This window comes from Microbispora sp. CA-102843 (assembly GCF_050936215.1).
Taxonomy (GTDB): domain Bacteria; phylum Actinomycetota; class Actinomycetes; order Streptosporangiales; family Streptosporangiaceae; genus Microbispora.
In genome coordinates, this window is sequence record NZ_JBNJNF010000001.1 from 7,933,239 (window position 1) to 7,958,140 (window position 24,902).

Sequence of the window (24,902 nt, forward strand, 5' to 3'; positions counted from 1 at the left end):
CAGCGGCCGAGCGACCGGAGGGCAGGGGCGGCAGGCGGCGTCACCCGTCGCCGGTGATGCGGCCGAGGCGCTCCATTGCCTCGATGTACTCCTCCACCATCTCGAAGACGACCTGCCTGGCCGGCTTGACCTGGTTCATCGCGCCGATGATCTGACCGGCGGGGAACGAGGCCAGCTCGGTCGCGTCCGACCTGCCGATCCGCCGCAGCGCGTCGGAGATCAGCATGAACTGCAGCGGCATCGGCAGCGTGCCGGGCGACTCGGCCGACTCCCACGCGTCGGTCCACTCGTTCTTCAGCAGGCGGGCGGGCTTGCCGGTCCAGCTCCGCGATCTGACCGTGTCGCGGGAGGTGGCCGCGATGATGCGCTGCCGCACGGTCTCGGAGGTGTCGGCCTCCTCCACGGCCAGCCAGATCGAGCCGGTCCACACGCCCTCGGCGCCGAGCGCCATGCCCGCGGCCATCTGGCGGCCGGAGCCGATGCCGCCCGCGGCCAGGACCGGCACGTCCACCGCGTCCACGACCTGCGGGATCAGCACCATCGTGGAGATCTCGCCGGTGTGGCCGCCCGCCTCGGTGCCCTGCGCCACGACGACGTCCACGCCGACCTCGACCTGCTTGATGGCGTGCCGGGGCGTGGAGGCGAGCGCGGCCACCTTCACGCCCTTCGCGTGCGCCTGCTCCACGACGTCGGCGGGCGGCGGGCCGAGGGCGTTGGCGAGCAGCGCGATGGGATGCCGGAGCGCGACCTCGACCTGCGGCCGGGCCGTCGCGTCGGTCCAGCCGAGCAGCACCTTGCCGGAGTCCGAGCCGTCCAACGGCGGCACACCGTGCCGGGCCAGCAGGTCCTCCACGAAGGCCCGGTGCCCCTGCGGGATCATCCCCTGCAGCCGCGCCACCAGTTCGGCCGGGGAGTCCACGTCGAGGTCCGCCCCCTCGTAGGAGGCGGGCATCACCACGTCCACGCCGTACGGATGGCCGTCCACGTGGTCGTCGATCCACTTCAGCTCGATTTCGAGCTCCTCGGGGGTGAAATACAGGGCGCCGAGCACCCCCATGCCGCCGGCGCGGCTGACCGCGGCGACGACGTCCCGGCAGTGGCTGAAGGCGAAGATGGGGAACTCGATACCGAACATGTCGGTGACACGTGTCCGCATGCCTCGAACGTACGATGCCCTCCAGCGAACTGCAACGCGTTCTAACAACCCATGCGCGACAGTTCCTACTGGCCGGTAACTCATGGGGCGCGAGCAGCCGGAAGCCCTGCGAGAACACGTTTCAGGCGGCGGCGCCTCTCTGGCACACCGGCACTCTCGCACCACTGGTCACAGGGGTGACGACAGCTCACGGGCGAAAGTCAGATTTCATGACAATGCGGGATTGCGGCCATACCACCGTGGTCGTACTTTCCCTCTATGGATCTGGAGATCCGCCACCTGAGAATCGTGCACGCGGTCGCCGAAGCCGGGAGCGTCACGAAAGCGGCCACCCGGCTCGGCCTCGCCCAACCGTCGCTCACCGCTCAGCTCAAGCGCATCGAGCGCTCACTCGGGGGTCCGCTGTTCGAACGCGACCGCAACGGCGCCCGTCCCACTCCTCTTGGCGAGATGGTGCTGTCCCGCGCCCGGGTGCTGCTGCCCGCCGTACGGGACCTCCAGGAGGACGCGGTGCGGTTCGCCAACACCTCTGTCAAACTGCCCGGCTACCGCCTCGGGGCGACGAACGGGCCCATACTCGGCGGGCTCGTCGAGCGGCTGACCGCCGATCAACCCGGCATCCCGGTCACCACCCGCACCTCGTGGTCGGCCATGGAGCTGACCGCGCTCGCGGTGGCCGGCCGGCTCGACTTCGTGCTGCTCGGGACGTGCGGCGACAGCCCGCCTCCCCCGGCCGACGCGATGAACTGGACCACGGTCGGCACCGACCCGGTCTTCGTGCTCCTGTCCGAGGACCACGCCCTCGCCGGCGAGAAGGAACTGGAACTGTCCAGCCTCGCCGACGAGCACTGGACGGTCGCCCCCGGCGACGGCTGTTTCGCCGACTGCTTCGCCGCCGCCTGCGCGCGGGCCGGGTTCGTCCCCGAGTCGATCTACGAGACGGACGTGGGCACCTGCCTGCACCTGGTCGGGGTGGGCAAGGCGGTCGCCCTGTGCCAGGCCACCTTCCAGCTCACCGCCGGGCTGGTCATGATGCCGCTGGCCGGGGCGCCGCTGCGCTGGCGGCACCTGCTCGGCTGGCACGCCGACTCGATCGGCGCGCGGGCCGCCGCCCCCGTCGTCGCCGCCCACGCGCGGGCCGCGTACGCCGACGCGGTGCGGCGCAGCGCCCGCTACGCCGACTGGCTCGTCACCAACCCCGAATACGGCGTGGTCCCCTGACACGCGGTCCCGTGCACGTCCGTCCGGCTCCGCGCTCACATCTGATGTGCCTCTCGTCGACGTGCTCGCACACGCCCGGTGGTCCGGGGGCGGCTATTTCCGGGCCAGCGAATCCCCAGACAGAGGCGGTTCCATAACTCGGTGGTAGGGGCGAATTGATAGATCCGCCTGACAGCGGAGGTCGGTTACGTTGACGGCACCCCCAGAGACAAGGAGAGCCCCACATGCTCCACAGACGCACCGTACTCGCCGGATGCGCTCTGGCCGTCACGGCCCTCGCCACGGTCGCCACCCCCGCCATGGCCGAGCCGAGCAACTCTCCCGCCTCCTCCGCCGTCAAGCCCCCGCCCGCGATGGTGGACGCCATGCAGCGCGACCTCGGGCTCACCCCCGCCCAGGTCGACGCCCGCCTGGCCAACGAGGCGAAGGCCATGTCCACCGACGCCAAGGTCCGCGCCACGCTCGGTGACGCCTACGCCGGATCCTGGGTCTCCGGCGCCACCTCCGAGAGCTTCATCGTCGCCACCTCCGACGCCTCCAAGGCGGGCGCGGTGCTGGCCGCCGGCGCGCAGCCGAAGATCGTCAGCCGCAACCTCGCCGCCCTCGACTCCGCCGAGGCCGCGCTGGACCGGGCCGCCGCCAACGCGCCCGCCTCCACGTCCGTCTGGTACGTCGACGTGCTCAGCAACAGCGTCGTCGTGCTGTCCTCCAACACCGCCGAGGCCGCGGCGTTCGTGGCCGCGAGCGGCGCAGACAAGTCGGCCGTACGCGTCGAGCAGTCGAACGAGCAGCCGCAGACCTTCTACAACCTTCAGGGCGGCGACGCCTACTACATCAACAGCTCCGCCCGCTGCTCCATCGGCTTCCCGGTGCGCAAGGGCAGCACGCCCGGCTTCGTCAGCGCCGGCCACTGCGGCAGCGCCGGCAACACCACGACCGGCTACAACCGGGTCGCGCAGGGCACCTTCCAGGGCTCCTCGTTCCCCGGCAACGACTACTCCTGGGTCGCGGTCAACAGCAACTGGACGCCCACGAACATCGTGTCGTACGGCAATGCGAGAGTGTCCGGCTCCAGCGTCGCCGCCGTCGGCTCCTCGATCTGCCGGGCCGGCTCGACCACCGGCTGGCACTGCGGCACCGTCCAGCAGCTCAACGCCAGCGTCCGCTACTCGCAGGGCACGGTCAGCGGCCTGACCCGGACCAACGTCTGCGCCGAGCCCGGCGACTCCGGCGGCTCGTTCATCTCGGGCAGCCAGGCTCAGGGCATGACCTCCGGCGGCTCGGGCAACTGCACCTCCGGCGGCACCACCTACTTCCAGCCCGTCAACGAGGCTCTCTCGGTCTACGGGCTCACGCTGGTCACCAGCTGATCCAGCCGATTCGCAGGAGGCTCCCCCGCCGGCCGTTCCCGGTCAGCGGGGGAGCCTTCGCCATATGGGCCGGGGCAGCAGGCGCATGACGGCGAACGCGAGCCGCAGCCGCTCGGGGACCCAGACGGTCACCTTCCGCGTGTCCAGGGCATCCACGACCGCGTCCGCGACCTCGGCCGCCGTCACCGACATCGGGGCGGGGGTCATCCCCCGCGTCATCCGGCCGATCACGAAGCCCGGCCGGACGACCACGACCCGGGCCCCGGAGCCGTGCAGCGCGTCGGCCAGCCCCTGGGCGAAGCCGTCCAGCCCGGCCTTGGCCGAGCCGTACACGAAGTTGGCCTTCCGCACCCGCACCCCGGCCACCGACGACAGCACGACGAGCGTGCCGTGGCCCTGCTCCCGCAGCCGCCGCGCGGCGGCCAGGCCGATCGAGACGTGGCCGCCGAAGTTGACCGCGACGTCGCGGGCGGCGGCCACCGGGTCGGCGTCGTAGACCGCCTGGCTGCCGAGCACGCCGAACGCCGGGATCACCACGTCGAGGTCGCCGACCTTGGCGACGGCCTCCTCGATCAGGGCGGCGTGCGTCTCCGGCCGGGCGGCGTCGAAATCCAGCAGGTGGACCTCGGCCCCGAGCCGTTCGAGGTCGTCCACCGGCGCGGAGGCGCCGTCTTCCACGGACGCGGAGACGTCGCGCGCGGCGAGCACGATCCGGCGGGCGCCCCGCCGGACCAGCCGCTCCACGATCGCGAGGCCGATCTCGCTGCGCCCGCCGAGCAGCAGGACGGTGTCGACCGAACCCAGCGCGTTTCTCATGGCCACTCCTATCGCCACTCCTTCAGCACAGGCGCAGCCTACGGGCGAGGTCGGAGACGAAGACCCCGTCCGGGTCGGCCCGATGCCGGATCTCCCGCCACCGCGCCAGCCGCGGGTAGGTCGCGGCCATGGTTGCGGCCGACATGCGGGAGTCCTTGGCCAGGTAGAGGCGGCCCCCTGCCGCGGCGACCCAGCCGTCGAACTCGGTCAGCATCGCGGCCAGCCCGCTCTGCCCGGCCGGGATGTCCAGGGCCAGCGTCCACCCCGGCATCGGGAACGACAGCATGCCGGGCGTCCCCGCGCCGAACCTCTTCAACACGGTCAGGAACGACACGACCCCCGCGCCGGACAGCCGCTCGACCACCCGGCGCAGCGTGTCCTCCGCCCCGAGCGGCACCACGAACTGATACTGCACGAAGCCGCGCGGGCCGTACATCCGGTTCCAGCCGCCCACGCCGTCGAGGGGGTGGAAGAACGGCGCGATGCCCTGGACGATCCGCCGCGGGGTGGCGGGGGCCTTGCCGTACCACGCGGTGTTGAAGGCCCGGACCGAGGCCCGGTTGAGCAGGCCGCCGGGCGCCCAGGGCGGGGCGGACAGCAGGGGCCGCGGCGCGAAGGCGAGCGGGTTCCCGCGCACGCGGGCGACCAGGTCGCCGGGAGCGGCGTGGTCGCCGCGCGTGAGCACGCCCCGGCCCATCCGTCCGCCCCGCGCCAGCAGGTCGATCCACGCGACCGTGTAGCGGTGATCGTCGTCGGTCGCGGCCATCGTCTCCAGGGTCTGGTCGAGGTCGCGGGTGCGCTCGACGTCCACCCGCATCCAGGCGGTCTCGACCGGCACGCACTGGAACGTCGCCTCGGCGATGACGCCGGTCAGCCCCATGCCGCCCACGGTGGCCCAGAACAGGTCGTCGCCCGGTTCGAGCGTACGCAGGCGTCCGTCGGCGGTGAGCAGGCGCAGCGAGCGCAGGTGGGCGCCGAAGGAGGAGTCCACGTGGTGGTTCTTGCCGTGCACGTCGGCCGCGACGGCCCCGCCTACCGTGACGTACCGGGTGCCGGGGGTCACCGGGACGAACCAGCCGCGCGGGACGAGCTCGGTCATGAGGTCGTGCAGGCTGACCCCCGCCGACGCGGTGACGAGCCCCGTTGTGCTGAGGCTCCACGACGGCTCAAGCGCCGTGCAGTCGAGCACGAGCCCGCCCGCGTTCTGCGCGGCGTCGCCGTACGCGCGGCCGAGGCCGCGGGCCACGACCCCCCGGCCACCCGCCTTCACCAGGAGCGCGGCGGCCTCCTCCACGGTGCGTGGGCGGGCCACCGTCGCGCGCGTGGGCGCGGTGCGCCCCCATCCCGTCAGCAGCGTCATGCCAGTTGGATACCGCATGCCAGCAGGATCAGCATCAGCGCGAGGAAGATCTGGAGCGGGCGGTCGCGCAGCACCAGTTCCTCGGGCTCCTCCCCCACCCCGCGGTCGACCAGCAGCGCGTGCCGCAGCACGACCAGCACGAACGGCACGATGCTGAGCGCGCAGAACGCCTTGGCCGGCCCGGTGTGCTCCTGGAGCGCCCACAGGCAGTAGGTGACGATCATCGCCCCCGAGGCCATGACGCGCACGTGGCCGAGGTAGCTCGCGGTGTACGTCTCCAGCGTGGCCCGGGCGATCCGGCCGTCCCCGGGCCTGGCGCGTAGCTCGGCCTCCCGCTTGCCGGCCACCAGCAGCAGCGAGCCGAGCGAGACGACGACCAGGAACCAGCTCGTCACCGGCACGGCCACGGCGACCGCCCCCGCGTACGCGCGCACGACGTGGCAGCCGGCCACCGCGACCAGGTCCACCACCGGCTGGTGCTTGAGCCAGAGGGTGTAGGAGAAGGTGAGCGCCAGATAGGCGGCGACGACGACGGCGAGCGGCCATCCGCCCGCGAGCCCGGCGAGCAGGCCGGCCGCCAGCAGCGCCGCGCCCACGGTCCGCGCGAGCCGTACGGACACGATCCCGGCCGCGATCGGGCGCAGCCGCTTGCGGGGGTGAAGCCGGTCGGCGGCCACGTCGGCCGCGTCGTTGAAGAGGTAGGAGCCGCTGGCGGCCAGACAGAAGGCGGCGAACGCGACGAGCGAGCCGCGCAGTCCCGCCCCGGTGGTCAGCACGCCGGCGGCGGCCGGAGCGGCGAAGACGAGCGCGTTCTTGAGCCACTGCCGGGGCCGGCAGGCCCGCAGCAGTCCCGCCGCGCGGGAACGCCGGGAGGGCGTGCCCGCCGGAGGCGTCGCCGCCGGCGGGCGCAGGACGCTGTCCCGCTTCACGGGCCGGTCCGCTTTCCCGGGTCAGTCCACGCGGCCCGGCCGCAGCAGCCACACCCCGACGACGGCGAGCGCGAGCCCGAGGATGAGCGCCACCAGCGGGAGCGTCGTCTTGATCAGCGTGATCTGGGCCATGTTGTCGCGGGCCGTCTGGACGAGCCCACCCACGGTCTGCGGGGTGAACGAGGCGGTGGCGATGAGGGCGGGCATGCGCTCGACGCCGTCGGCCGTCTTCAGCACCTCGTGGCGCTGCTGCTCCTGCTTGACGGGGACGCCGGTGGTCGGCTCGACCCAGAAGGTGTTCACGCCGTCGTAGACGCGGTCGACCTGGATGTCACCGGTCCCCTCCATGCCGAGCACGGAGGCGGGCGCGCTGAGCTTCTCGATGGGCGTCGGCGGGATCTTCTGCACGAACCGGTAGACCGGCAGCCCGTTGACCGTGTCCTCGCCGTCGAACGTCGCGTCGTACGCCTTGCGGGTGTCGGTGTTGAACACCTGGTAGGTCTTCTTCTCGACGCCGAACGGGAACAGGAAGATCTGGCCCTGCAACTGCACCGGCTGCGCGCCCGACCCGCTGTTCACACTCGTGCCGCAGCAGGTGACGCCCTGGCCGTTGAATTTGTTGAACGCGCTGCGGAACTGCGACATGGAGATCTGCGGATTGTTGTTGGTCACGTCGTTGGCGTTGGTGAACTGGTCCCACACGACGTGGTCGTCCTTGGCCTCCTTGACGTCGCCTCTGGTCGTGACCGTGATGTCGAGGGTCCCGGTGACGACCTTCAGATCCCGCTTGCTGAAGTACTGCGCGTTCTCGGCGGTCAGTCGCGTGATGCTGTACTGGTTCGCCGGCGCCTGCACGAGTTTGTCCGCGACTTGGAACCTCAGCAGCGGCGCGAGAACAACAAGGAACGCCCCGAGTCCTAAGAGGACCACTCCCAATCCGCGGCGCATCGCTCCTCCTGGGGCAGGCCAGATACTGCCTATTTGTCCTGAAACACGTTCCTATTTCGCTGTATGTTAGACGGGGCAGTGACCAACGTCACCAGGGATGCGGAAAAGTGACCGAAACAGGTTCTAGCTCGACGGCGACTCGTGACATGTTACCGGCCGGTTCGCAATCCGTTCGTGACACACCCGTGCTTTCCGGTCACGTGCCCTCCGGACATGTGGACGCCCTCGACGGCGTGCGGGCGCTCGCGGCCGTCGCCGTCCTCGTCTTCCACGTCGCGATCGAGTCGGCGGCGGCGCTGCGGGACAACTTCTTCAGCAGCCTGCTCGCCCGGGGAGACGTCGCGGTCCCCATCTTCTTCGCGCTGTCCGGGCTGCTCCTCTACCGGCCCTACGCGCGCGCCGCGCTGCTCGGCGAGCGTCCCCCGGACACCCGCGTCTACCTGATCAAGCGCGCCCTGCGCATCCTCCCGGCGTACTGGCTGGTCGTGGTCGTGGCGATGGTGCTGTGGGCCGGGCCGCACCTCGGCGACGTCAAGACGTGGCTGCAACTGCTGCTGCTCGGTCAGACCTACGAGATCCACCCCTGGTGGTTCGGCCTCGGGCCCCGCGGGCTCGCCCAGATGTGGAGCCTGTGCGTCGAGGCCGCCTTCTACGTGCTGCTGCCGCTGGTCGCCGCCGCGCTGGCCGCCTACGCCCGGCGCGGCGGCCCCGGCCTCGACGCCCGTGCCCGGCGGCTGCTGACGGGCGTCGCCGTGCTCGCCGCCTCGTCGTTCGCGTGGGCGCTGCTCACCTACTTCCCCGTCTACCGGCCCTACCTGAACACCTGGCTGCCCCGGGCCTGGGTGTTCTTCGCGGTCGGCATGGCACTGGCCGTCGTCTCCGAGTGGGCCAGGCAGGAGCCCGGCGAGAACGGCCCGGCGCACCGGTTCGTCCGCGCCGTGGGCGCGTCGGCGGGCTCGTTCCTGCTCGTCGCCGCCCTCGCGTACGCCGTGGCGGCCTCGCCGCTGACCGGCACGCGCTTCAGCGGTGTCGACGGCGTCTGGGCGGACCTGTCGGAGCTGGCCCTGTACGCCACCGTGGCGGCCGGACTGGTGATCCCGGCCGCACTGCTGCCGGCCGGGGGCTCGCCGTACGGCCGCTTCCTGAGCAGCCGGGTGATGCGCTTCCTCGGCCGGGTGTCCTACGGCGTGTTCCTGTGGCAGTTCGTGGCTCTCTATCTCTGGTACGACTTCACCGAGCAGCAGCCGTGGAGCGGGAACTTCGCCGGCAACATGGTCGTGGTCGGCTCGCTCACGCTGCTGCTCGCCACGCTCACCCACCGGTACGTCGAGGAGCCGGCGAGGCGTCTGGCCCGCCTCGCGATCTCGTCCCGGAAGGAGACGCCGAAGGCGACGCCGAGCGGGACGGTGACGGGGACGGAGGAGACGGGGACGGCGGCGGCGTCGCCGCGACCGTAGGGGCGGGCGCGCCGGGCACGGGGTCGCCGTAGGCGAAGCCCTTCAGGCAGACCGCCGACGGGTCGTCCAGCCGGATCAGCAGCCCCTTGCCGACGGCCGTGACCGGGAAATGCACCAGCGCGCCGGCGGAGCCGGTGGCGTGGAACTGCAGCTGCCCTCGCTGCCCGCTCATCTCGTAGATGCCGGTGCCGGCCCGCTCGGCGGTGTAGGCCAGACCGGCGATCGGCCCCGGCCCGCCGAAGGACACGACATCGGGGAAGAAGATCGCTTCGCCGAAGAGCGGGAAGCACGAGCGGTCCCCCGGCGGCACCACCCCGACCGACGCCTTCACCTCGACCGGCGTGAGCCCGCCCTTGTCGTCGAAGACGAGCGCGTGCTCCGACGGCTCGGGCACGCGCATCCGGGCGCGCAGCGCGGGGCGGGCGAGCGGAGCCAGCAGATGATGGCTGAGCCTGCGGTTGCCGTTCCACGGCAGCACGATGTCCTCGGGCAGCGGGCTGGAGTAGATCACGGCCGTGTCCGGGACCCGGGCGAGGGAGGCCCGTACGGCGGCCAGATAGGCCCGCACCCGGTCTCCCGACAGCGTGTCGCGGTAGTTCTGGATCGACACGATCGACATCGCGAGATAGGCGCCCGCGAGGAGCCCCGCCGCCGTCGGCAGCCCGCTCCCGGCGGGAACCGGCCGCCGATAGGGCTCGGTCTCGTCCCGCAGGGGCAGCAGGGCGAGCCCCAGGCAGATCGCGAACACGATCGCGGCGTCCGCGACATAGCGGGTCTCTGAGCCGACGACCTGGGTGAACCCGGTGCCCCGCGCGATCGCCGTGGGCACGCCGTCCGCGGCCACCAGGTAGCCCGCCAGGATCAGCCAGGCGCGCGCGGCCCGGCGCCGCCACAGCACGGTGGCGACCACCAGGGCGGCGAGCACGGCCCATCCGGCGGCCACCAGCAGCGGGCTGGGATCGGCCAGCCCGCCGTTGGGCGTCACCGGGCCCCACGACAGCGGCCCGCCGACCGCCCCGGCCGGGAAGACCTGGCCGAGCAGGCGGCCCAGCAGGTCCGCCGCGTTGCCCGGCGCCGGAACGGCCGCGCCCTCCCCCGGCGCGGTGCCGCGGCGGGCCAGGTACAGCGCCGCGTATCCGCCCATCAGCAGGACGTAGGAGCCCCACAGACGCCAGTGGGAGCGCAGCTCGCGCAGCATGAGCGCGATCCACGGGCCCGCCCACGGCCGCAGGTGCGACGTGGTGAGCGCGAACAGCAGGAACGGGACGAAGATCCCCTTCGTGCTGAACGCCATGCCGGCCAGCACCCAGTAGAAGGCCCGGCGGGCGTGCCGCGCCCTGCCCTCCCTTGCCCACCTGACCTGGGCCGCCAGGGCCATGACCATCGCGAGCTGGAGCGGCACCGCGTTGATGGCGGCCGACCACCAGCCGAAGGCCGGGACCGTCAGCGGCGAGAACAGGGCGAGGGTGAGCGGCAGCAGGATGCCGGGCCGCGTGCCGAACAGCCGCACGAGCAGCCGCAGCAGCATGACCGCCACGGCCGCCTGGACGGCGAACGTGACCGCCGAGACCAGCAGCCAGTCGTACGGCGACAGCCGCGACAGCACCCAGGTGAGCCCGAGCGCCCCCGGCATCAGGTGGCCCTTGTGCACGCGGAACAGGAAGTCGAACGTGAGGCTGTGCTCGTAGGCGTCGCCCACGAACAGGAAGTCGTCCTCGACGAAGGAGGAGGACGTCAGGACGGGGATCCGGACCGCCAGCGACGCCACGACCAGCAGGACCGCCGTGATCATGACGGGGTTCGCCAGGCCCGCCCGCCATCGCGGCAGCGCGGTGCCGGGCCGACCGGTACGCACGATCTGAGTCATCGGGATTCTCCCAGCGCCGTGGGACAAAAGGGGGTGTTATGCTCCGGCGCACCCGACAGGAGAGGGACGTCGTGCACGCCGAGCCGTTCCGCGCCGACCTGGCCCGTTCGATTCGCCTGTTCAGCGCCTTCCGCAAGGAGCAGACCGACCCCGACTTCTTCTACGGCCTGCTCGCCCGTGACACCGTCGCCCAGCTCGCGGCGTACGCCGACCTCGACGGCGCGCTCGTCGCGGACGTCGGCGGCGGGCCCGGCTACTTCACCGACGCGCTGCGCGCCGTGGGCGCACGCCCGGTGTGCGTCGACTGCGACGCCGGGGAGATGAGCGCGCGCACCGGCGCCGTCCCCGACGGCGCGGTGCTCGGCAGCGCCCTCGACCTGCCGATGAAGACCGGCTCCGTGGACGTGTGCTTCTCCTCCAACGTGCTGGAGCACGTGCCCGATCCGTGGCGGATGGGCGACGAGATGGTGCGGGTGACGAAGCCGGGCGGCATCGTCTACCTGTCGTTCACCAACTGGCTTTCGCCCTGGGGCGGCCACGAGACCTCGCCGTGGCACTACCTGGGCGGGCACCACGCCGCGCGCCGTTATGCGCGCCGCCGCGGCCGCTCCCCCAAGAACGTCTACGGCACGAGCCTGTACGCCGTCTCCGTGGCCCGGGCGCTCGCGTGGGCCAGGCGGCATCCCGGCGCCGACCTCGTCGACGCCCTGCCGCGCTACCACCCTCGCTGGGCGACCCCGGTGATCCATCTACCCGGCGTTCGCGAGATCGTGACCTGGAACCTGCTGCTGGTGCTGCGCCGCCGCTGACCTCCTCGGCCGGGTCGCGATCCGGAAGACGACGGCGAGCACGGCGGCGAGCAGGCCGCACGCCAGCGGGATCCACTCGCGCGTCAGCAGGATCCACCGGCGGAACCGGGACGCCTCGTCCGCGAAGGCGCGCACCTCGACGGTGCTCGTCACCAGGTCGGCGTCGAAGGCGACCTGCCGCTCGACCTGGTCGGGCGTGCGCAGCGTGTCGCGCCGCCGCTCCTGCGTGCGCACGGTCAGCCCGCTCTCCGGCTCGACCCAGATCGTGCGGGTGATCTCGGTGTACCGCGCCACGGCGACCCGCTCCTCGCCGGGCATTCCTACCGACGTGCCGGGCACAGGGCCGGGCAGGTCGGCCGTCTTCACCGGCCCGGCCGAATAGGTGTAGCGGTAGGTCGGCACGCCCTCGACGGTCTCCTCGCGCTCGAACCGCATCGGCGCCTCCCGCCGCAGCACCGGGTCGAACATCGTGTACGAGCGCGGCTCCGCCCCGGCGGGCAGGCGGAAGGCCAGCCCGGTCTGCCGTACGCCGGGGTCGTCGTCGACGTACTCCCCGCAGCACTCGACGGCCAGGCCGGTCCGCCGGTCGAAGGCCGTGCGGCGCTCGTGGTAGTCGACGCGCTCGCCATCCCGGGTGTCGAGCGAGGAGAACTCCACCCACACGGCCGTGCGGTCGTCACCCGCCTGCGGATCGCCGTAGACGGCCACCGTGTTCTGCACCGGCACGTTCCGGTGCAGGCGGAACGTGGCGGTGTCGAGGTAGGTGGCCGAGGGCGAGACGAGCCGCTGCACGCGGGTCTGCTCCAGCGGCAGGACCGTGGTCCGCGGATAGACGTAGAAGTGGAACAGCGCCCCCACGGTGATCAGGAAGGCGATGGCCGCCAGGAGGAGCGTGCGCCGAAGCCGCACGAACGCGCCCGTCACCGGACTGCCTCCCCGTGATCCGGTGCCAGGTGATCGCGTACGGCGGCCAGCAGGCGGGCGAGCACGACGAGGCAGAGCACGTCGGCGGCCAGGCCCTGCCCGGCGGCCTGGGCGAGCCCGGCGAGGCCGAGCGCGACGAGCGCCACCCACGCGGAGGCGGCGTGGCGGGCGAAGGCCCGCAGGCGGCTCGGACCGGCGTGCTGGGCGCCGGCGATCCCGCGCAGCCACAACAACGCCCCCAGCGCGGCGGTGACGACGACCGCGCCCGCCACGCCCCCGGCCCACAGTCCGGCGAGCGGCGCGGCGGCCCACACCCACAGCGCGCGGACGCGGCCCGGCCCCACGGCGTGCAGCCGCGACCGGCCGCGCACCAGTGCCAGGGCCACCACCGCGAGGGCCAGGCCCAGCCCGGCGAGCAGCGCGGTGCGGTAGGCCGGGTCGGGCTCGTAGCGCAGCACCACCTCGCCGCCGCCGGTCGGCAGCTCCCAGGCCTGCCGCCAGCCGTCGAGCCGCGCCGGGGTCAGCCGCACGCCGTCGAGGTACGCCTGCCAGCCGGCGTTGTAGTTCTCGTTGACCACCAAGTAGGAGGGCGCGGCGGCGGCGACCCGGAGGCGGCGCTCCTGCGGCCCCCACGACGTCACCGTGGCAGGGGTGGCCGTCACCGCCGCGCGGTCCTCGCCGGCTCCGTCGTCCAGCACCACAGAGCGCACCCGGAAGGCGTCGCCCGGCGCCACGCTGACCCGGCTGCGGCCCTCGGTCAGGTGCACGGGCGCGCACCCGGAGTAGGTCAGCGGACGGCCGTTGAGCACGTCGTCGAGCGTGCCGTCGACCACCCGGGTCGGCACGTCGTCGCCGTCCACCCGCAGGGTCGGGCCATAGCCGCAGGGCAGCCGCAGCGGGATGGCGCCGAGGCCGCCGAGGGGTTTCACCCCGGGGATGGCGATCTCGGCCACCTCGATCGCGCGGGAGGCGGGCGCGGTGAACTCGATGGTGAACTTCCGCGTCTTCAGCGCGGGGAACGTGAACACGCCGTCGCGGTCCACCCAGCCCTGCACCGCTCGCTCCCCGGCGCGCAGCGTGAGCTTCACCGGCGGGATGCCCTGCGCCGAGTCGGGGAACAGCACCCGGATCCGGGAGAAGGTCCGGGTCCTGCCCAGGTCGATCGACAGCGTCGGATGCCGGTCGAACGGCTGGGCGTACCACAGCGTCGAGGGGTCGCCGTCCATCGCCTGGCGGCCCAGCACGGCCCCGTGCTCGGCCGCCGTGGACGACGCGCTGACATGCGGAAACTGGTTCGGCAGCGTGGTGATCAGGTCCGCCGCCTTCGGATCGGTGAGCACGGCCTGCCCGCGCACCGTGCGGACGCCGTCGCGCGCCACCGGGATGAGCCGGTCGAACCCGTAGCCGTCCTCGCCGACGATCTGCAGCCGCGAGGAGCAGCTCCAGGTGACCGAGCCCCGCATGCACGGGTCGGCGTCCCCCTGCTTGGTGAGCAGCACGGTGCCCGGGTCGACCGTGCCGGTGTCCGGCACCGAGATCGTCCGCACCGCCCGCACGCCCGGGATGCGCAGGTCGGTGATGCCGACCCGGCTGCCCAGCGTGGTCCTCGGCTCGTACGCGAGCCTGGTCACCCGGATCCGCAGCCACGAGCTCTTCCCGGGGAGCGGCAGCAGCGGCTGGAGCGCGTCGGTCGGCGCCACCGCCACTCGGCGGACGCCGCGCTCGGTCTCCAGCGCGACCTCGGCAACCGGCGGGCCGATCGCCCCCTGCTCGAAGGCCGCCGAGATCTCGGTCAGGTCCACCTGGCCCGTGAAGCGGACCTCCAGCCACTCCCCGACCGCGCCGTGCCAGCCGTCCGACCGCCACCCCGTGCGCGGATCCTCGTCGAGGGCGGCGTACGGCTGTCGCCCCGGGTCGCGCTGGCCCACGGCGGCCGTGACGGCGGAGTCCGCCGACGAGGCGGTGACGTCCTTCACGTCGAGGTAGCGGGCGGTCGAGGTGGCCGCCGACCAGGCCGGATCGGTGAGGTCGGTGGTGACCGGGGCCTGGTTGCCCGGCAGCGTCGCCGACGCGATGCGCCGCACGTCACCGAACACGATGTCCCGTTTGCGCAGCGTGTCGGTGAGGATCGTGTCGCGGGCGGGGATCGCCCCCGCGCCCGGCTCGTCGCCCACGAGCACCGGGCGGTCGCCGGTGAACACGCCCTCCTCGGCGAGGTCGAGCACGGCCTCGGGGGCGCCCTCCACGTGCAGCGTGCCCGCGCGGGGCACGGTCGAGGCGAGCGGGGCCGTTCCGGGGATCTTGTAGACCTCCAGCGCCGGGTAGGGCTGGTCGAGCCAGCCCGACGCGGTGCCGTTCGCGGTCAGGCCGACCAGCGGCCCGAACTCGGCGGTCCTGGACAGCCCGGAGTCCTGCAGGGTCTGGTGCACCCGGGCGGGCCAGGCGGTCCCGAGCGTCTCCCTGACCAGGTCGTTGCGGATGAGCAGGTAGCTCACCCCGGCGCGGCGCAGGGCCTCGGTCAGGCCCGGCGAGCCGTGCCCGGTGGCGAAGCGCTCGTCCACCGCCTGCACCAGCCGGGCCAGGCCGGACGATCCCCACGGCACGTTGGCGTGGGTGGCCCAGCGCACGGTCAGCAGCGACTGCATGGGCTCGTCGAGCGGGCGGCCCCACAGATACTCGCCCCGCGCCGAGCCGGGCATCGCGAGCACCATGCCGTCGCCCGCGTTGCGGTTCAGCCAGGCCGCCGCCTGCCGCCAGTAGTCGGGGAGGTCCGCGAAGGACCCGCGGGCGGTCACCCCGGCCGTCGCGACCGGCACGAGCGTGAGCGCGAGCAGCCCGGCCGCGACGGCGGTGACCGGCCTGCGCAGGCGCACGGACCCCCCGACCGGCCGCCCGACCGGCAGCGTGGCAGGCAGCGCGGCCAGCCCCAGCGCCAGCGGCAGCCGGATCAGCGCGTCGAACTTGTGCAGGTTGCGGAAGGGCGCGAGCGGCCCGTCGAGCAGATCCCTCACCTGGCCGGTCCAGGGATGGGCGAGGTCGCCCGTGTGACCGGCGATGACGATGAGCAGGCCCGCGATCACGCACAGGACCAGGAACGTCCGCTCGGGGGTCGCCCTGCGGACGACGCCGGTCAGCCCGAGCCCGGCCACCAGCGCCGTCGCGGCGACCAGCCACGGCACGGTCGCCTGGTCGTAGGCCGCGGGCAGCCACGGCTGTCCGTCCACCGGCAGGAACGAGATCCAGCTCGACGTGCCGCGCAGCGCGTTCACCAGGGAGGTGACGCTGGTGGTCGCCGACGCCGTCTCGATGAACGGCAGGAACGAGAAGATGTAGCGCCCGAGCAGCAGCAGCGGGACGAGCCACCACATCGACACGAGGCCGACGAACAGCAGCCACCAGCCGAGCAGGGCCCACTTGCGCCCGCCGTGGCGGCGGCTGAGCAGGTAGACGAGCGGGACGACGAGCACCGCGAGCTCGGCCGCGGCGTTGACGCCGCCCGCGAACAGGAACGCGGCGGCCGACAGCGCGGCGGCCCGGCGCGGGCTCGCGCCCTCCCGGGTGCCATAGACCAGCGGCAGCAGCACCCACGGCAGCACGGCGGTCGGCTGGAACTCCGAGGAGTTGATCCCGATCAGGGCCAGCGCGTGCGGGGCCAGGGCGTAGGCGAGCGCGCCGAGGATCCGGGTGCCGGGCGAGCCGATCCCCATCGCCCGGGCCAGCCGCTCGGTCCCGAGGAACGCCGTGCACAGCACGAGCGACATCCAGAGCCGCTGGATGTCCCAGGCGGGCATGTCCATGGCCCGGAAGAGCACGTAGAACGGGCCCATCGGGAAGAGGTAGCCGTACGCCTGGTTCTGCAGGTGGCCGAAGTAGGCCGGATCCCACAGGTGCAGCGCGCGCGAGAGGAACCCCAGGGGGTTCACCGCCATGTCGAGCTTGGTCTCGGAGATCACCGCGCCGGGCGCGGTGTTGAAGGCGACGGCCGCGAGCAGCAGGCAGCCCGCCAGCAGCCGGAGCCGGTGCCGCAGCGCCCGGCCCGGGTGCGCGGGACGGGCGGCGGAGTCCGGCTCCGAGGCCCCGGCCGCCTCCTCCGGCGCCGAGGTCACCGCCTCCCGGGAGGGACCGGGCTCCTGCGGCTGAACCGAGACGTCAACGGACACGGGCGCGCTCAGGACTTCTCACGGAGGCTCTCGGCACACTTCTCGGGGGCTCGCGCGGGGAGCCGGCCGAGTTCGCCCGCGACCAGCCTGGTCATGGCCGCCCCCGTCTTCCCCCAGGTGAACTCGCCCGCCCAGCGACGACATGCCCGGGCCGTCCGCGCCCTCGTCAGGGGATCGTCCAGCTCCCGCAGGGCCTGGTCGACCACGTCGGCGAGCCGCTCGCCGTCGCGCACCAGCCACCCCGTCACGCCGTGCCGTACGGAGTCGCGCAGGCCGGCCACGTCGTAGGCGACGGTGGGCACGCCGAGCGCGGCCGCCTCGATCACGGTCAGCCCCCAGCCCTCGAACTCCGACGCCGTGACGTTGAGCCTGGCGCCGCTCAGCACCGCGTTCTTCTCCGCCTCCGGCAGGAACCCGTGCAGGTGGACGCGTCCGGCCACGTCGGGCCTGCCCGCCCGCGCGGCCAGCCGGTCGTGCTCGGGGCCCCGCCCGACGACGTGCACGTGCAGCCCGGGACGGCCGGGAGCCAGCTCGGCGGCGAGCTCGACCACCCGCTCGACGCGCTTGTGCCCGACCAGGCGGCCGAGGTAGACGACGGCCGGGTCGCCCGGCACCGGCTCCCTCACGACGGGCCTGGCGCTCGGGCTGCCGTTGGGCACCACCTCGATCGGGGCCAGCCAGCGGAGTCGCTCACGCAGCTCGTCGCGGGAGGAGTCGGAGACCGTCACCGTCGTGCACCGCCGATACACCAGCCGCGCCACCGGCCCCTCGATGAAGCAGCCGATCCGCGCCAGCCACCGTGGGAAGAAGGCGTAGAACTGCCGGTCGTGCACGTGGTGGACCACGCAGATCACCCGCGTACGGCGGCGTGCCACCACCGGCGAGAAGAACGGGATGCCGTTCATGCAGTCAATGATCACATCGAACCGGCGGCGGCGCAGCAGCAACCAGAGCGGGACGAGGAGGTAGACAAGATACTTGTTGCCCATCCTGCGCAGTTCGATGCCGTCACGCGACTCGCCGCGGGTCTGGTGCCGCTCCCGGCTGGTGACGAAGTGGACGCGCGCCCCCTGGCCGACGAGGTAGGCGGAGACCCGCCAGGCGTACTCCTCCGCGCCGCCCGCGACGGTCTGGCCCGGCTCCCGGAAGTTCAGCACCGCCACGCGCACGTCTGCGAGCAGGGGGACGACGGCCGGAGCCGCACCGGCGCCGGTGGCCGCCAGATGCGGCCTGTCGGACGGCTCGGGAAGGGGGGCCGGGTGCCCCGAGGACTTCGCCTTCGCACCCTGTGCGACCACGACCACTCCTTCGGGTGACGCGTCTCGGCGGCGAGTTCGGGGAGGCACCGCGGGGCGCGGCCGCCGATACGGGTGGTCCCGGGGCGCGGCGGATGAGGCGGTGCGGGCGAATCGGGGCACGGACGCATGAGGGCATGGCGAAACCACGCCCCTGACGAACTGGGTCTTCGCAGGAGTCCTTATGGAACGGGCGTCAGGTCTGGTGCGCTCACCTGTCGCCGTAGTTGTAGAGCGGCTTGTTCGGTGGTTCCACGGTGGGCGCGGCCACGTTGACGACCGCCACGGAGGCGACGCCGGCGAGCACGGCCCCGACCGCGAGAGCAGCCAGCACCTTCAACACGATGCTTCCTCCTCGACAGTTCGAACGCGCGGGTGCGCCGAGACTAGAACGTGATACAGCTCCTACACCATAGCCTTGGTCAAACCGTGATAAAAAGACTTACCGTCCAGTATGCCGCGAGTCACGGATCTTGACTGCTCACAGGCGTACCAGGAGGAGTTCACGGCCCCTGTAGACGGGGGTAGCTCCCGGCAACCGGGACAAGAACGTGTTCTCATCGGCCCCGACTGTGAGCACGTATCGCACCCCCTCCCGCGCGAGCGCCTCCGTGAGTGACGCGCTCACCGGCTCCGCCGGCCCGGCCAGCAGCGCGCCGATCCGCCGCGCGAGGGGGCTCTCGGCGGCCACCCGGATCTGTCTCCCGCCGCCCGTGCCGACGACGAGCGCGTCGTTCCACACCACCGGCCGGGAGAACATCTTGGTGGCGGGGTCGAGGACCACCCGGCCGCCGTTCCAGGAGAACGCCCGGTAGGCACTCCAGGGCAGCGACAGCAGCGCGCCGGGGACGGGGTCTCCGTTGACGACGGCCTGCACGCGGCGCCACTCCTCGGGATACTCGGCCGTCCCGAGCCTGCCGAACGCGCCCAGCGCGAACGTCGGCAGGACCAGCACCGGCACCGCCACCGCGGCCGACGCGATCGGCGCCGGCAGGGCGGCGCGAAGGGCCGTCACCGCCACGGCGACACCCACGGCCTGCGCCAGCGCGAACGGCGCGACGTACACCTGGCCGTCGCGGAGCGGGCCGAACCCCGCCCACCAGCCGATCAGAGCACGCGGCACGCCGGGCGCGAAGGCCCCGGCGCACGCGATCAGGACACCGGCGCACGCGGCTGCGGCCAGACCCCGCCACCACGCGGGCCGCCGTACGAACCCGAGCCGTACGAACCCGGCGACCGCGACGAGGGTGAGGGCGAGGCGGACGGCGGCGAGCGCGGGCATGTCCTGTCCGGGCACCACGGCGTGGGAGTTCCAGATGCCGCCGAGCGTGAGCAGGCTGCCGAGCGTCCCGAACGGCCCGTCCGCCCGGGGCGCGAAGGCGGCCACCCCGGCGGGATCGGCCACGGCGTCCGCCCCGAGCGCGGGGACTAGCGCCGGGATGAGCGCCGGGACGAGCCACGGCAGGCTGAGCACGGCGACGACGGCCAGTGGCGGCGACACCGATGACAGCACCGCCCGCGCCCGTCCTCCCCCGCCGCCTCCCCCCTCGCCTCTCCCGCCACCTCTCCCGCCGCGCAGCGCGGCCACCGGGAGCACGGTCAGGGCGCTGACGAGCATAGCCTGGAACCCGCCCACGGCGGCGGGCAGCAGGGCCGCCGCGAGCCGCGAGGCCCCGCCACGCGCCGCGGCGCGCACCGCCCACGGCAGCCCGGCGTAGCCGAGCAGCAGCGCCCACTGCCCGATGAGCAGGCGCTGGGCCAGGTAGGCGTTCCAGGCGTAGAACGCCGCCGCGGCCAGCCGGGGCACGATCCCGCCCCCCGGCAGGGCGTCACGTGCGAGAGCCGCGGCCCCGGATGCGGCCAGCACGAACAGCCCGAGCAGGATCGCCTTCTGCACGATCTCGGCCGGGACCACGGCCGACAGCAGCGCCACGACCTGGTCGCTCGGCACGGCCCGGGGGAATCCGCCGGGCAGGCGCGGCGGCGGGTCCGGGACGAACACCATGTCGTAGCGCAGCACGAACCCCGGCCCGAGGGCGGGCCCGAGCGCCAGGACCCCGAGAGCCAGGCCGAGCAGGGCCGGCCCGGTCCGCGCGAGCACGGCATGCGGCTGGAGGACGGGACCACCCCGCACCAGGCCAAGCCGTACAAACCGGAAGGGCGGCCGCATGCCGTACAGGCTAGTGGCCGGTCACGCGGGCGCCTGAGCGGCCCGCGTGACCGGCCGCGGCCGGGGCTACTTGCCCGGCTCGGGGTCGCGGGGCAGGCCCAGCATGCGCTCGGCGATGATGTTGAGCTGCACCTCCGTGGTGCCGCCGTAGATGGTCATCGCGCGGGTAGCGAGCACGGCCCGGTTCCAGTAGCCGGCGTCGCCGAGCTTCCAGTCTGCGGCGGTGACGGCGGCCGTGCCGAGCAGCGAGACCGCCGCCTCGGAGACGTGCTGCGCGTGCGCGGTCGACAGCAGCTTGCGCACCGACGCGTCGGCGCCCGGCTCGCTGCCGGCGAGCTGCTTGAGCGTTACCCGCAGCGACAGCGCGTTGATCGAGTGCGCCTCGCAGACGACGCGGGCGAGGTCCTGCCGCTCGGCGGCGGTGAGCTCGCGGCCCAGCCGGCCGGCCAGGCCGAGCAGGTCGGGCACCGAGGCGCCGGTGCCGCCAGAGCCGGACGACAGCGAGACCCGCTCGTTCGACAGCGTGTTCCTGGCGACCCGCCAGCCCTCGTCGACCTCGCCGACGACCATCTCGTCCGGCACGAAGACGTCGTCGAGGAACACCTCGTTGAACAGGTTCTCCCCGGTCATCTCGGTCAGCGGCCGCACGGTGACGCCGGGCCCCTTCATGTCCACCAGGAAGTAGGTGATGCCGTCGTGCTTCGGCTTGGAGGTGTCAGACCTGGCGATGCAGATGGCCCACTCGGCGACGTGCGCCACCGACGTCCAGATCTTCTGGCCGTTGAGCTTCCAGCCGCCCTCGACCTTCTCCGCCTTCATCTGCAGCGACGCGAGGTCGGAGCCGGCCCCCGGCTCGGAGAAGAGCTGGCACCAGATCAGCTCGCCGCTCAGCGTCGGCGGCAGGAACCGCTCCTGCTGCTCCGGCGTGCCGTACGTGACCAGCGACGGCACCACCCACGCGCCGATGATCATCTGCGGAAGCTTGATCTTGGCCGCCCTGATCTCCTGGTGGATGAGCACCTGCTCCAGCGGGGAGGCCGCGCGGCCCCAGGGCCCGGGCAGGTGCGGCATGACGAAACCGGCCTTGGCCAGGGCCCGCTTCTGCTCGACGCCCTCCAGGGCGGCGATCTCGGCGAGCTCCGCCCGGATGGCCTCACGCTGCGACTCCGACTCCTCCGGCAGGTCGATCTCCATCTCCCGGGCGACGCCCTGGAGCGCGAGCGCGGCCACCCGGTCGGACCACTCGGAGGAGGAGCCGAGCAGCGCGCGGATGGTCAGCGCCCGGCGGTAGTACAGGTGCGCGTCGTGCTCGAAGGTGTAGCCGATGCCGCCGAACGTCTGGATCGCGTCCTTGGCGCACTGCACGGCCGCGTCGGGCGCCATGACGGCGGCGATCGCGGCGGCGTAGTCGCGCTCGGCGCCCTCCGCCCGGGTGGCGTCCCAGACCGTGGCCCGGGCCTGCTCCAGCGCCACCAGCATCCGCGAGATCTTGTGCTTGATGCCCTGGAACTGGCCGATCGGGCGGCCGAACTGCACCCGGACCTTGGCGTAGTCGGCGGCGGCCGACACGCACCAGGCGGCCACCCCGGCAGCGTCCGCGCCGAGGACGATCGCGGCCACGTTGCGCACCTCGGCGCCGGTCAGGCCGGTCAGCACCCGCTCGGCGGGCACCCCTACGCCGTTCAGCTCGACCTTGGCCACGCCGCGGGTGAGGTCGAGCGACTTGATCGCGGTGACCGTCGCCTGGGCGGCGTCGATCGCCACCCACTCCTCGCCGCCGTCCGTCGCCACCGGCAGGACCAGCACGTCGGCGACCGCCGCGCCGAGGACGTGCCCGGCCGCGCCGCTGATCGTCAGCACGTCGCCGTCGCGGACACCGGTGATCTCGCCGTCGAGCGCCACCGCGCCGGTCAGCGATCCGTCCGCGAGCCCGGGCAGCAGGTCGGCCTGCGCCTTGCCCTCGGAGGCGAGGATGGCGGCGCTGGCGAGCACGGTCGGCACCATCGGGCCGGGTGCCACCCGCTCCGACAGCGCCTCGATCGCCACGGCCGCCTCCAGGAGGCCGTAGCCGGAGCCGCCGAACTCCTCCGGAACGTGCAGCCCGAGCAGCCCCTGGCCGGCGAGAGCGGGCCAGAAGGCCGGGCGCTCCTCCGTTCCCGGATCGGCGAGGACACCCACCGCGCTTCGCACGAGGTCGGCGGGCACGGCCCGCTCGGCCCATCCGGTCACCGACTCGCGAAGCGCCTCGTGCTCCTCGCTCAGCCCGATCGCCATAAGATCCTCCAGCGCTAGGTCTTTGTAGAACCATATTCTAGAGGAATATTCGCTGGCTAGGCCGTGTCCCGAGCGCCCGGGTATCGGCCGTCCCGGGCACCCGTCATGACCTGCGCCTGTCCCGGCGTGCCGCCTTGCGGCGAATGTTCTCGCAGGTAGACAGGGGACTATGCAGCTCTCACGGAAGGTCCTCCGCACGGTCGCCGCCCCGGCCGTGGCCGTGCTGGTCGCGGGGGGATGCGCCCCGGGAACCACCCCGGGCGAGACCGCCTCCCCGACGGCGCCTCCGAAGACGGGGACGGCCGCGCCCATGCCGACCCGCCCGATCGAGCTCGAGACGACCTACGAGCAGGTCATCAAGAGGGTCCTTCCGTCGATCGTGCAGATCACCACCGGACAGGCGCTGGGCTCGGGCATCGTCTACGACACCGACGGCCACATCCTGACGAACGCCCACGTCGTGGGCGCCGCCACGGAGTTCCAGGTCACGCTGGCGACCGGCGGCAAGTCGAGGAAGGCCAGGCTGGTGAGCTCCTATCCTCCCGGCGACCTGGCGATCATCCAGGTCGAGAACAAGAACGGGCTGACGCCCGCGACCTTCGGCCGCTCCGCGAACCTCAAGGTCGGGCAGATCGTGCTCGCGATGGGCAACCCGCTCGGCTTCTCCGGCAGCGTGACCCAGGGCATCGTGTCGGCCCTCGGCCGCACCGTGACGGGCGAAAGGCACGCCGGCGGCGGGGCCGCGACCATCGCCAACGCCATCCAGACCTCCGCGCCCATCAACCCCGGCAACAGCGGCGGCGCGCTGGTGGACCTGTCCGGCCAGGTCATCGGCATCCCGACGCTGGCCGCCGTCGATCCCAACCTGGGAGCCGCGCCCGGCCTCGGCTTCGCGATCCCGAGCGACACCGCGACCGACATCGCCCGCCAGATCATTCAGTACGGCCGGGTCGTCAACAGCCATCGGGCTGCCCTCGGCGTACGGGTCGGCACGGCGGTCGACGCGGACGGCAACCCGATCGGCGTGGCCGTCGGCTCGGTGTCCCCCGGCGGCGGCGCGGAGAAGGCCGGCATCCGCCCCGGCGACGTGATCGTGAAGGTCAACGGAACACCCACCCCCACCGCCAGCGCCCTGGCGCAGGCCCTGGTGACACTCAAACCAGGCGACAAGGCCCGGGTCGAGCTGATGCAACCGGACGGCACCAAGAGCACGGTCACCGTCGTGCTCAGCGAGCTGCAGGCCGGAGGATGAGCCCGATCCATCGTCGCCGAACTCGCCGCGCACTACGAGGGGGCGACGGCCGTGCCCGCAGACCCCGCCCTGGTCGAGGCGTTCTACGACTTCCGGGACGGCCCCGATCGCAGTTCGCCCCGTCCCGCCCGTCGCGGCTCCGGCACTTCTCAGGGGTGAGTCAGGCCGTCGCGCCCGGAGGCCGCGAGACGGCCACGACTTCCACCATGCCGTCGAGACCGGCGAAGTCCTTCGGATTGGCGGTGTAGAGAGGAAGCTCGTTGCTGGCGGCGATCGCGGCGATCACCAAGTCGGCTACCCTGCCGCGCGGCTGCCGACCGGAGATACGAACGGCAGCGCATATCTGGCCGTATATCCGGGCAGCCTCGGCGTCGGAGGGCAGCGCGTCGAAAGTGGCCTCGACATGCTGCAGGACGGCTATCCTCCGGGCACGCTTGATCGGGTCAGCGGTGGCATGCGGCGCGTCCGACAACTCGCCAAGCGTCACATCGGTGATCAGGGACGCTTCCGGTAGTTCGGCGGCATCGAACAGGGACAGGACGGCCACGATGTTGGTGTCAAGCACTCCTTCCGCATGTCTCACAGGCCGGTCCCCTCCAGCGGATCGGCAGGCAGCTCCTGATCGATCACGGCGTCCAGGTCGGCGCGGAGTTCGTCGACGTCGAGAGCAGGCGCGGTAGCGAAAACGGCCAGCACCTTCGTGGTTGGAACGGCCCGGCGACGCTTGATCGGAATGACCTCGGCAAGCGGTTCACCGTTGATCGTCAGCACATACTGCTGTCCCTGCCGCAGCCCCCGGGTGATGCTGCCGGAGTCGCTGACGAACTGCCGCACACTGACATCGACAGGTCTGGGTCTGGTGCTCATCGTCCCATCTTCACGACCCGTACTACG

18 protein-coding genes are annotated in these 24,902 nt (G+C 72.8%); 5 read left to right on the forward strand and 13 right to left on the reverse strand.

The window, feature by feature from the left end; all coding sequences use genetic code 11:
- Window positions 1-40 precede the first annotated feature (40 nt).
- On the reverse strand, window positions 41-1,156 hold the full coding sequence (locus ACQEVJ_RS36650; protein ID WP_433109227.1) for an NAD(P)H-dependent flavin oxidoreductase: 1,116 nt from the start codon (window positions 1,154-1,156) through the stop codon (window positions 41-43).
- Between the two features lie 258 nt (window positions 1,157-1,414).
- On the opposite strand from ACQEVJ_RS36650, the gene ACQEVJ_RS36655 reads away from it, so the two are divergent.
- Together ACQEVJ_RS36655 and ACQEVJ_RS36660 are read left to right on the forward strand one after the other, a co-directional pair.
- On the forward strand, window positions 1,415-2,377 hold the full coding sequence (locus ACQEVJ_RS36655) for a LysR family transcriptional regulator (protein WP_433109229.1): 963 nt from the start codon (window positions 1,415-1,417) through the stop codon (window positions 2,375-2,377).
- A gap of 224 nt (window positions 2,378-2,601) precedes the next feature.
- The gene (locus tag ACQEVJ_RS36660) at window positions 2,602-3,747 is read left to right on the forward strand and encodes a S1 family peptidase (protein ID WP_433109231.1); all 1,146 of its coding nucleotides are present in this window, start codon (window positions 2,602-2,604) and stop codon (window positions 3,745-3,747) included.
- 42 nt (window positions 3,748-3,789) lie between these two features.
- On the opposite strand, the gene ACQEVJ_RS36665 is transcribed toward ACQEVJ_RS36660, so the two are convergent.
- Genes ACQEVJ_RS36665 through ACQEVJ_RS36680 form a run of 4 tightly spaced genes read right to left on the reverse strand, consistent with a single transcriptional unit; the run spans window position 3,790 to window position 7,800 of the window.
- Entirely contained in the window at window positions 3,790-4,563 is a 774-nt protein-coding gene (locus ACQEVJ_RS36665; protein WP_433109233.1) for a decaprenylphospho-beta-D-erythro-pentofuranosid-2-ulose 2-reductase, read from the reverse strand.
- 22 nt (window positions 4,564-4,585) lie between these two features.
- A complete protein-coding gene (locus ACQEVJ_RS36670) occupies window positions 4,586-5,923 on the reverse strand; it encodes an FAD-binding protein (RefSeq protein ID WP_433109235.1) in 1,338 nt (445 codons plus the stop codon).
- Window positions 5,920-6,852, reverse strand: a complete 933-nt coding sequence (locus ACQEVJ_RS36675; RefSeq protein ID WP_433109237.1) for a decaprenyl-phosphate phosphoribosyltransferase — start codon at window positions 6,850-6,852, stop codon at window positions 5,920-5,922. The genes ACQEVJ_RS36670 and ACQEVJ_RS36675 overlap by 4 nt, the downstream gene beginning before the upstream one ends.
- A gap of 21 nt (window positions 6,853-6,873) precedes the next feature.
- A complete protein-coding gene (locus ACQEVJ_RS36680) occupies window positions 6,874-7,800 on the reverse strand; it encodes a DUF3068 domain-containing protein (RefSeq protein WP_433109239.1) in 927 nt (308 codons plus the stop codon).
- A 215-nt stretch (window positions 7,801-8,015) separates the two neighbouring features.
- On the opposite strand from ACQEVJ_RS36680, the gene ACQEVJ_RS36685 reads away from it, so the two are divergent.
- Together ACQEVJ_RS36685 and ACQEVJ_RS36690 are read left to right on the forward strand one after the other, a co-directional pair.
- A complete protein-coding gene (locus ACQEVJ_RS36685) occupies window positions 8,016-9,257 on the forward strand; it encodes an acyltransferase family protein (RefSeq protein ID WP_433109241.1) in 1,242 nt (413 codons plus the stop codon).
- A gap of 1,905 nt (window positions 9,258-11,162) precedes the next feature.
- A complete protein-coding gene (locus tag ACQEVJ_RS36690; protein ID WP_433109243.1) occupies window positions 11,163-11,933 on the forward strand; it encodes a class I SAM-dependent methyltransferase in 771 nt (256 codons plus the stop codon).
- On the opposite strand, the gene ACQEVJ_RS36695 is transcribed toward ACQEVJ_RS36690, so the two are convergent.
- From ACQEVJ_RS36695 to ACQEVJ_RS36720, 6 genes are all read right to left on the reverse strand, one after another.
- Entirely contained in the window at window positions 11,874-12,857 is a 984-nt protein-coding gene (locus ACQEVJ_RS36695) for a DUF3068 domain-containing protein (RefSeq protein WP_433109245.1), read from the reverse strand. The genes ACQEVJ_RS36690 and ACQEVJ_RS36695 overlap by 60 nt on opposite strands.
- Window positions 12,854-17,017: an alpha-(1->3)-arabinofuranosyltransferase domain-containing protein gene (locus tag ACQEVJ_RS36700; protein WP_433109247.1), complete on the reverse strand. Its 4,164-nt coding sequence runs from the start codon at window positions 17,015-17,017 to the stop codon at window positions 12,854-12,856. Before ACQEVJ_RS36700 ends, ACQEVJ_RS36695 begins: the two co-directional genes overlap by 4 nt.
- Before the next feature lie 8 nt (window positions 17,018-17,025).
- On the reverse strand, window positions 17,026-18,315 hold the full coding sequence (locus tag ACQEVJ_RS36705) for a glycosyltransferase family 4 protein (RefSeq protein ID WP_433109249.1): 1,290 nt from the start codon (window positions 18,313-18,315) through the stop codon (window positions 17,026-17,028).
- Window positions 18,316-18,523: 208 nt separating this feature from the next.
- Window positions 18,524-18,655 carry a hypothetical protein gene (locus ACQEVJ_RS36710; protein WP_433109251.1) on the reverse strand — a complete coding sequence of 44 codons (132 nt, stop codon included), beginning with the start codon at window positions 18,653-18,655 and terminating at the stop codon, window positions 18,524-18,526.
- 138 nt (window positions 18,656-18,793) lie between these two features.
- Window positions 18,794-20,482: a hypothetical protein gene (locus tag ACQEVJ_RS36715; RefSeq protein ID WP_433109253.1), complete on the reverse strand. Its 1,689-nt coding sequence runs from the start codon at window positions 20,480-20,482 to the stop codon at window positions 18,794-18,796.
- Between the two features lie 66 nt (window positions 20,483-20,548).
- A complete protein-coding gene (locus ACQEVJ_RS36720; RefSeq protein ID WP_433109255.1) occupies window positions 20,549-22,756 on the reverse strand; it encodes an acyl-CoA dehydrogenase in 2,208 nt (735 codons plus the stop codon).
- Between the two features lie 169 nt (window positions 22,757-22,925).
- On the opposite strand from ACQEVJ_RS36720, the gene ACQEVJ_RS36725 reads away from it, so the two are divergent.
- The gene (locus ACQEVJ_RS36725) at window positions 22,926-24,008 is read left to right on the forward strand and encodes a S1C family serine protease (protein ID WP_433109257.1); all 1,083 of its coding nucleotides are present in this window, start codon (window positions 22,926-22,928) and stop codon (window positions 24,006-24,008) included.
- Between the two features lie 160 nt (window positions 24,009-24,168).
- Here the strand turns inward: ACQEVJ_RS36725 and ACQEVJ_RS36730 are convergent, their stop codons facing one another.
- Together ACQEVJ_RS36730 and ACQEVJ_RS36735 are read right to left on the reverse strand one after the other, a co-directional pair.
- A complete protein-coding gene (locus tag ACQEVJ_RS36730; protein ID WP_433109259.1) occupies window positions 24,169-24,573 on the reverse strand; it encodes a type II toxin-antitoxin system VapC family toxin in 405 nt (134 codons plus the stop codon).
- A 14-nt stretch (window positions 24,574-24,587) separates the two neighbouring features.
- A complete protein-coding gene (locus ACQEVJ_RS36735; RefSeq protein ID WP_433109261.1) occupies window positions 24,588-24,875 on the reverse strand; it encodes a hypothetical protein in 288 nt (95 codons plus the stop codon).
- Window positions 24,876-24,902 lie beyond the last annotated feature (27 nt).

Bases quoted from the DNA above. Each gene is read 5' to 3' on its own strand.
- ACQEVJ_RS36650 (WP_433109227.1), bottom strand. From the start codon at position 1,156: ATGCGGACACGTGTCACCGACATGTTCGGTATCGAGTTCCCCATCTTC.
- ACQEVJ_RS36655 (WP_433109229.1), top strand. From the start codon at position 1,415: ATGGATCTGGAGATCCGCCACCTGAGAATCGTGCACGCGGTCGCCGAA.
- ACQEVJ_RS36660 (WP_433109231.1), top strand. From the start codon at position 2,602: ATGCTCCACAGACGCACCGTACTCGCCGGATGCGCTCTGGCCGTCACG.
- ACQEVJ_RS36665 (WP_433109233.1), bottom strand. From the start codon at position 4,563: ATGAGAAACGCGCTGGGTTCGGTCGACACCGTCCTGCTGCTCGGCGGG.
- ACQEVJ_RS36670 (WP_433109235.1), bottom strand. From the start codon at position 5,923: ATGACGCTGCTGACGGGATGGGGGCGCACCGCGCCCACGCGCGCGACG.
- ACQEVJ_RS36680 (WP_433109239.1), bottom strand. From the start codon at position 7,800: ATGCGCCGCGGATTGGGAGTGGTCCTCTTAGGACTCGGGGCGTTCCTT.
- ACQEVJ_RS36690 (WP_433109243.1), top strand. From the start codon at position 11,163: ATGCTCCGGCGCACCCGACAGGAGAGGGACGTCGTGCACGCCGAGCCG.
- ACQEVJ_RS36715 (WP_433109253.1), bottom strand. From the start codon at position 20,482: ATGCGGCCGCCCTTCCGGTTTGTACGGCTTGGCCTGGTGCGGGGTGGT.
- ACQEVJ_RS36720 (WP_433109255.1), bottom strand. From the start codon at position 22,756: ATGGCGATCGGGCTGAGCGAGGAGCACGAGGCGCTTCGCGAGTCGGTG.
- ACQEVJ_RS36725 (WP_433109257.1), top strand. From the start codon at position 22,926: ATGCAGCTCTCACGGAAGGTCCTCCGCACGGTCGCCGCCCCGGCCGTG.
- ACQEVJ_RS36735 (WP_433109261.1), bottom strand. From the start codon at position 24,875: ATGAGCACCAGACCCAGACCTGTCGATGTCAGTGTGCGGCAGTTCGTC.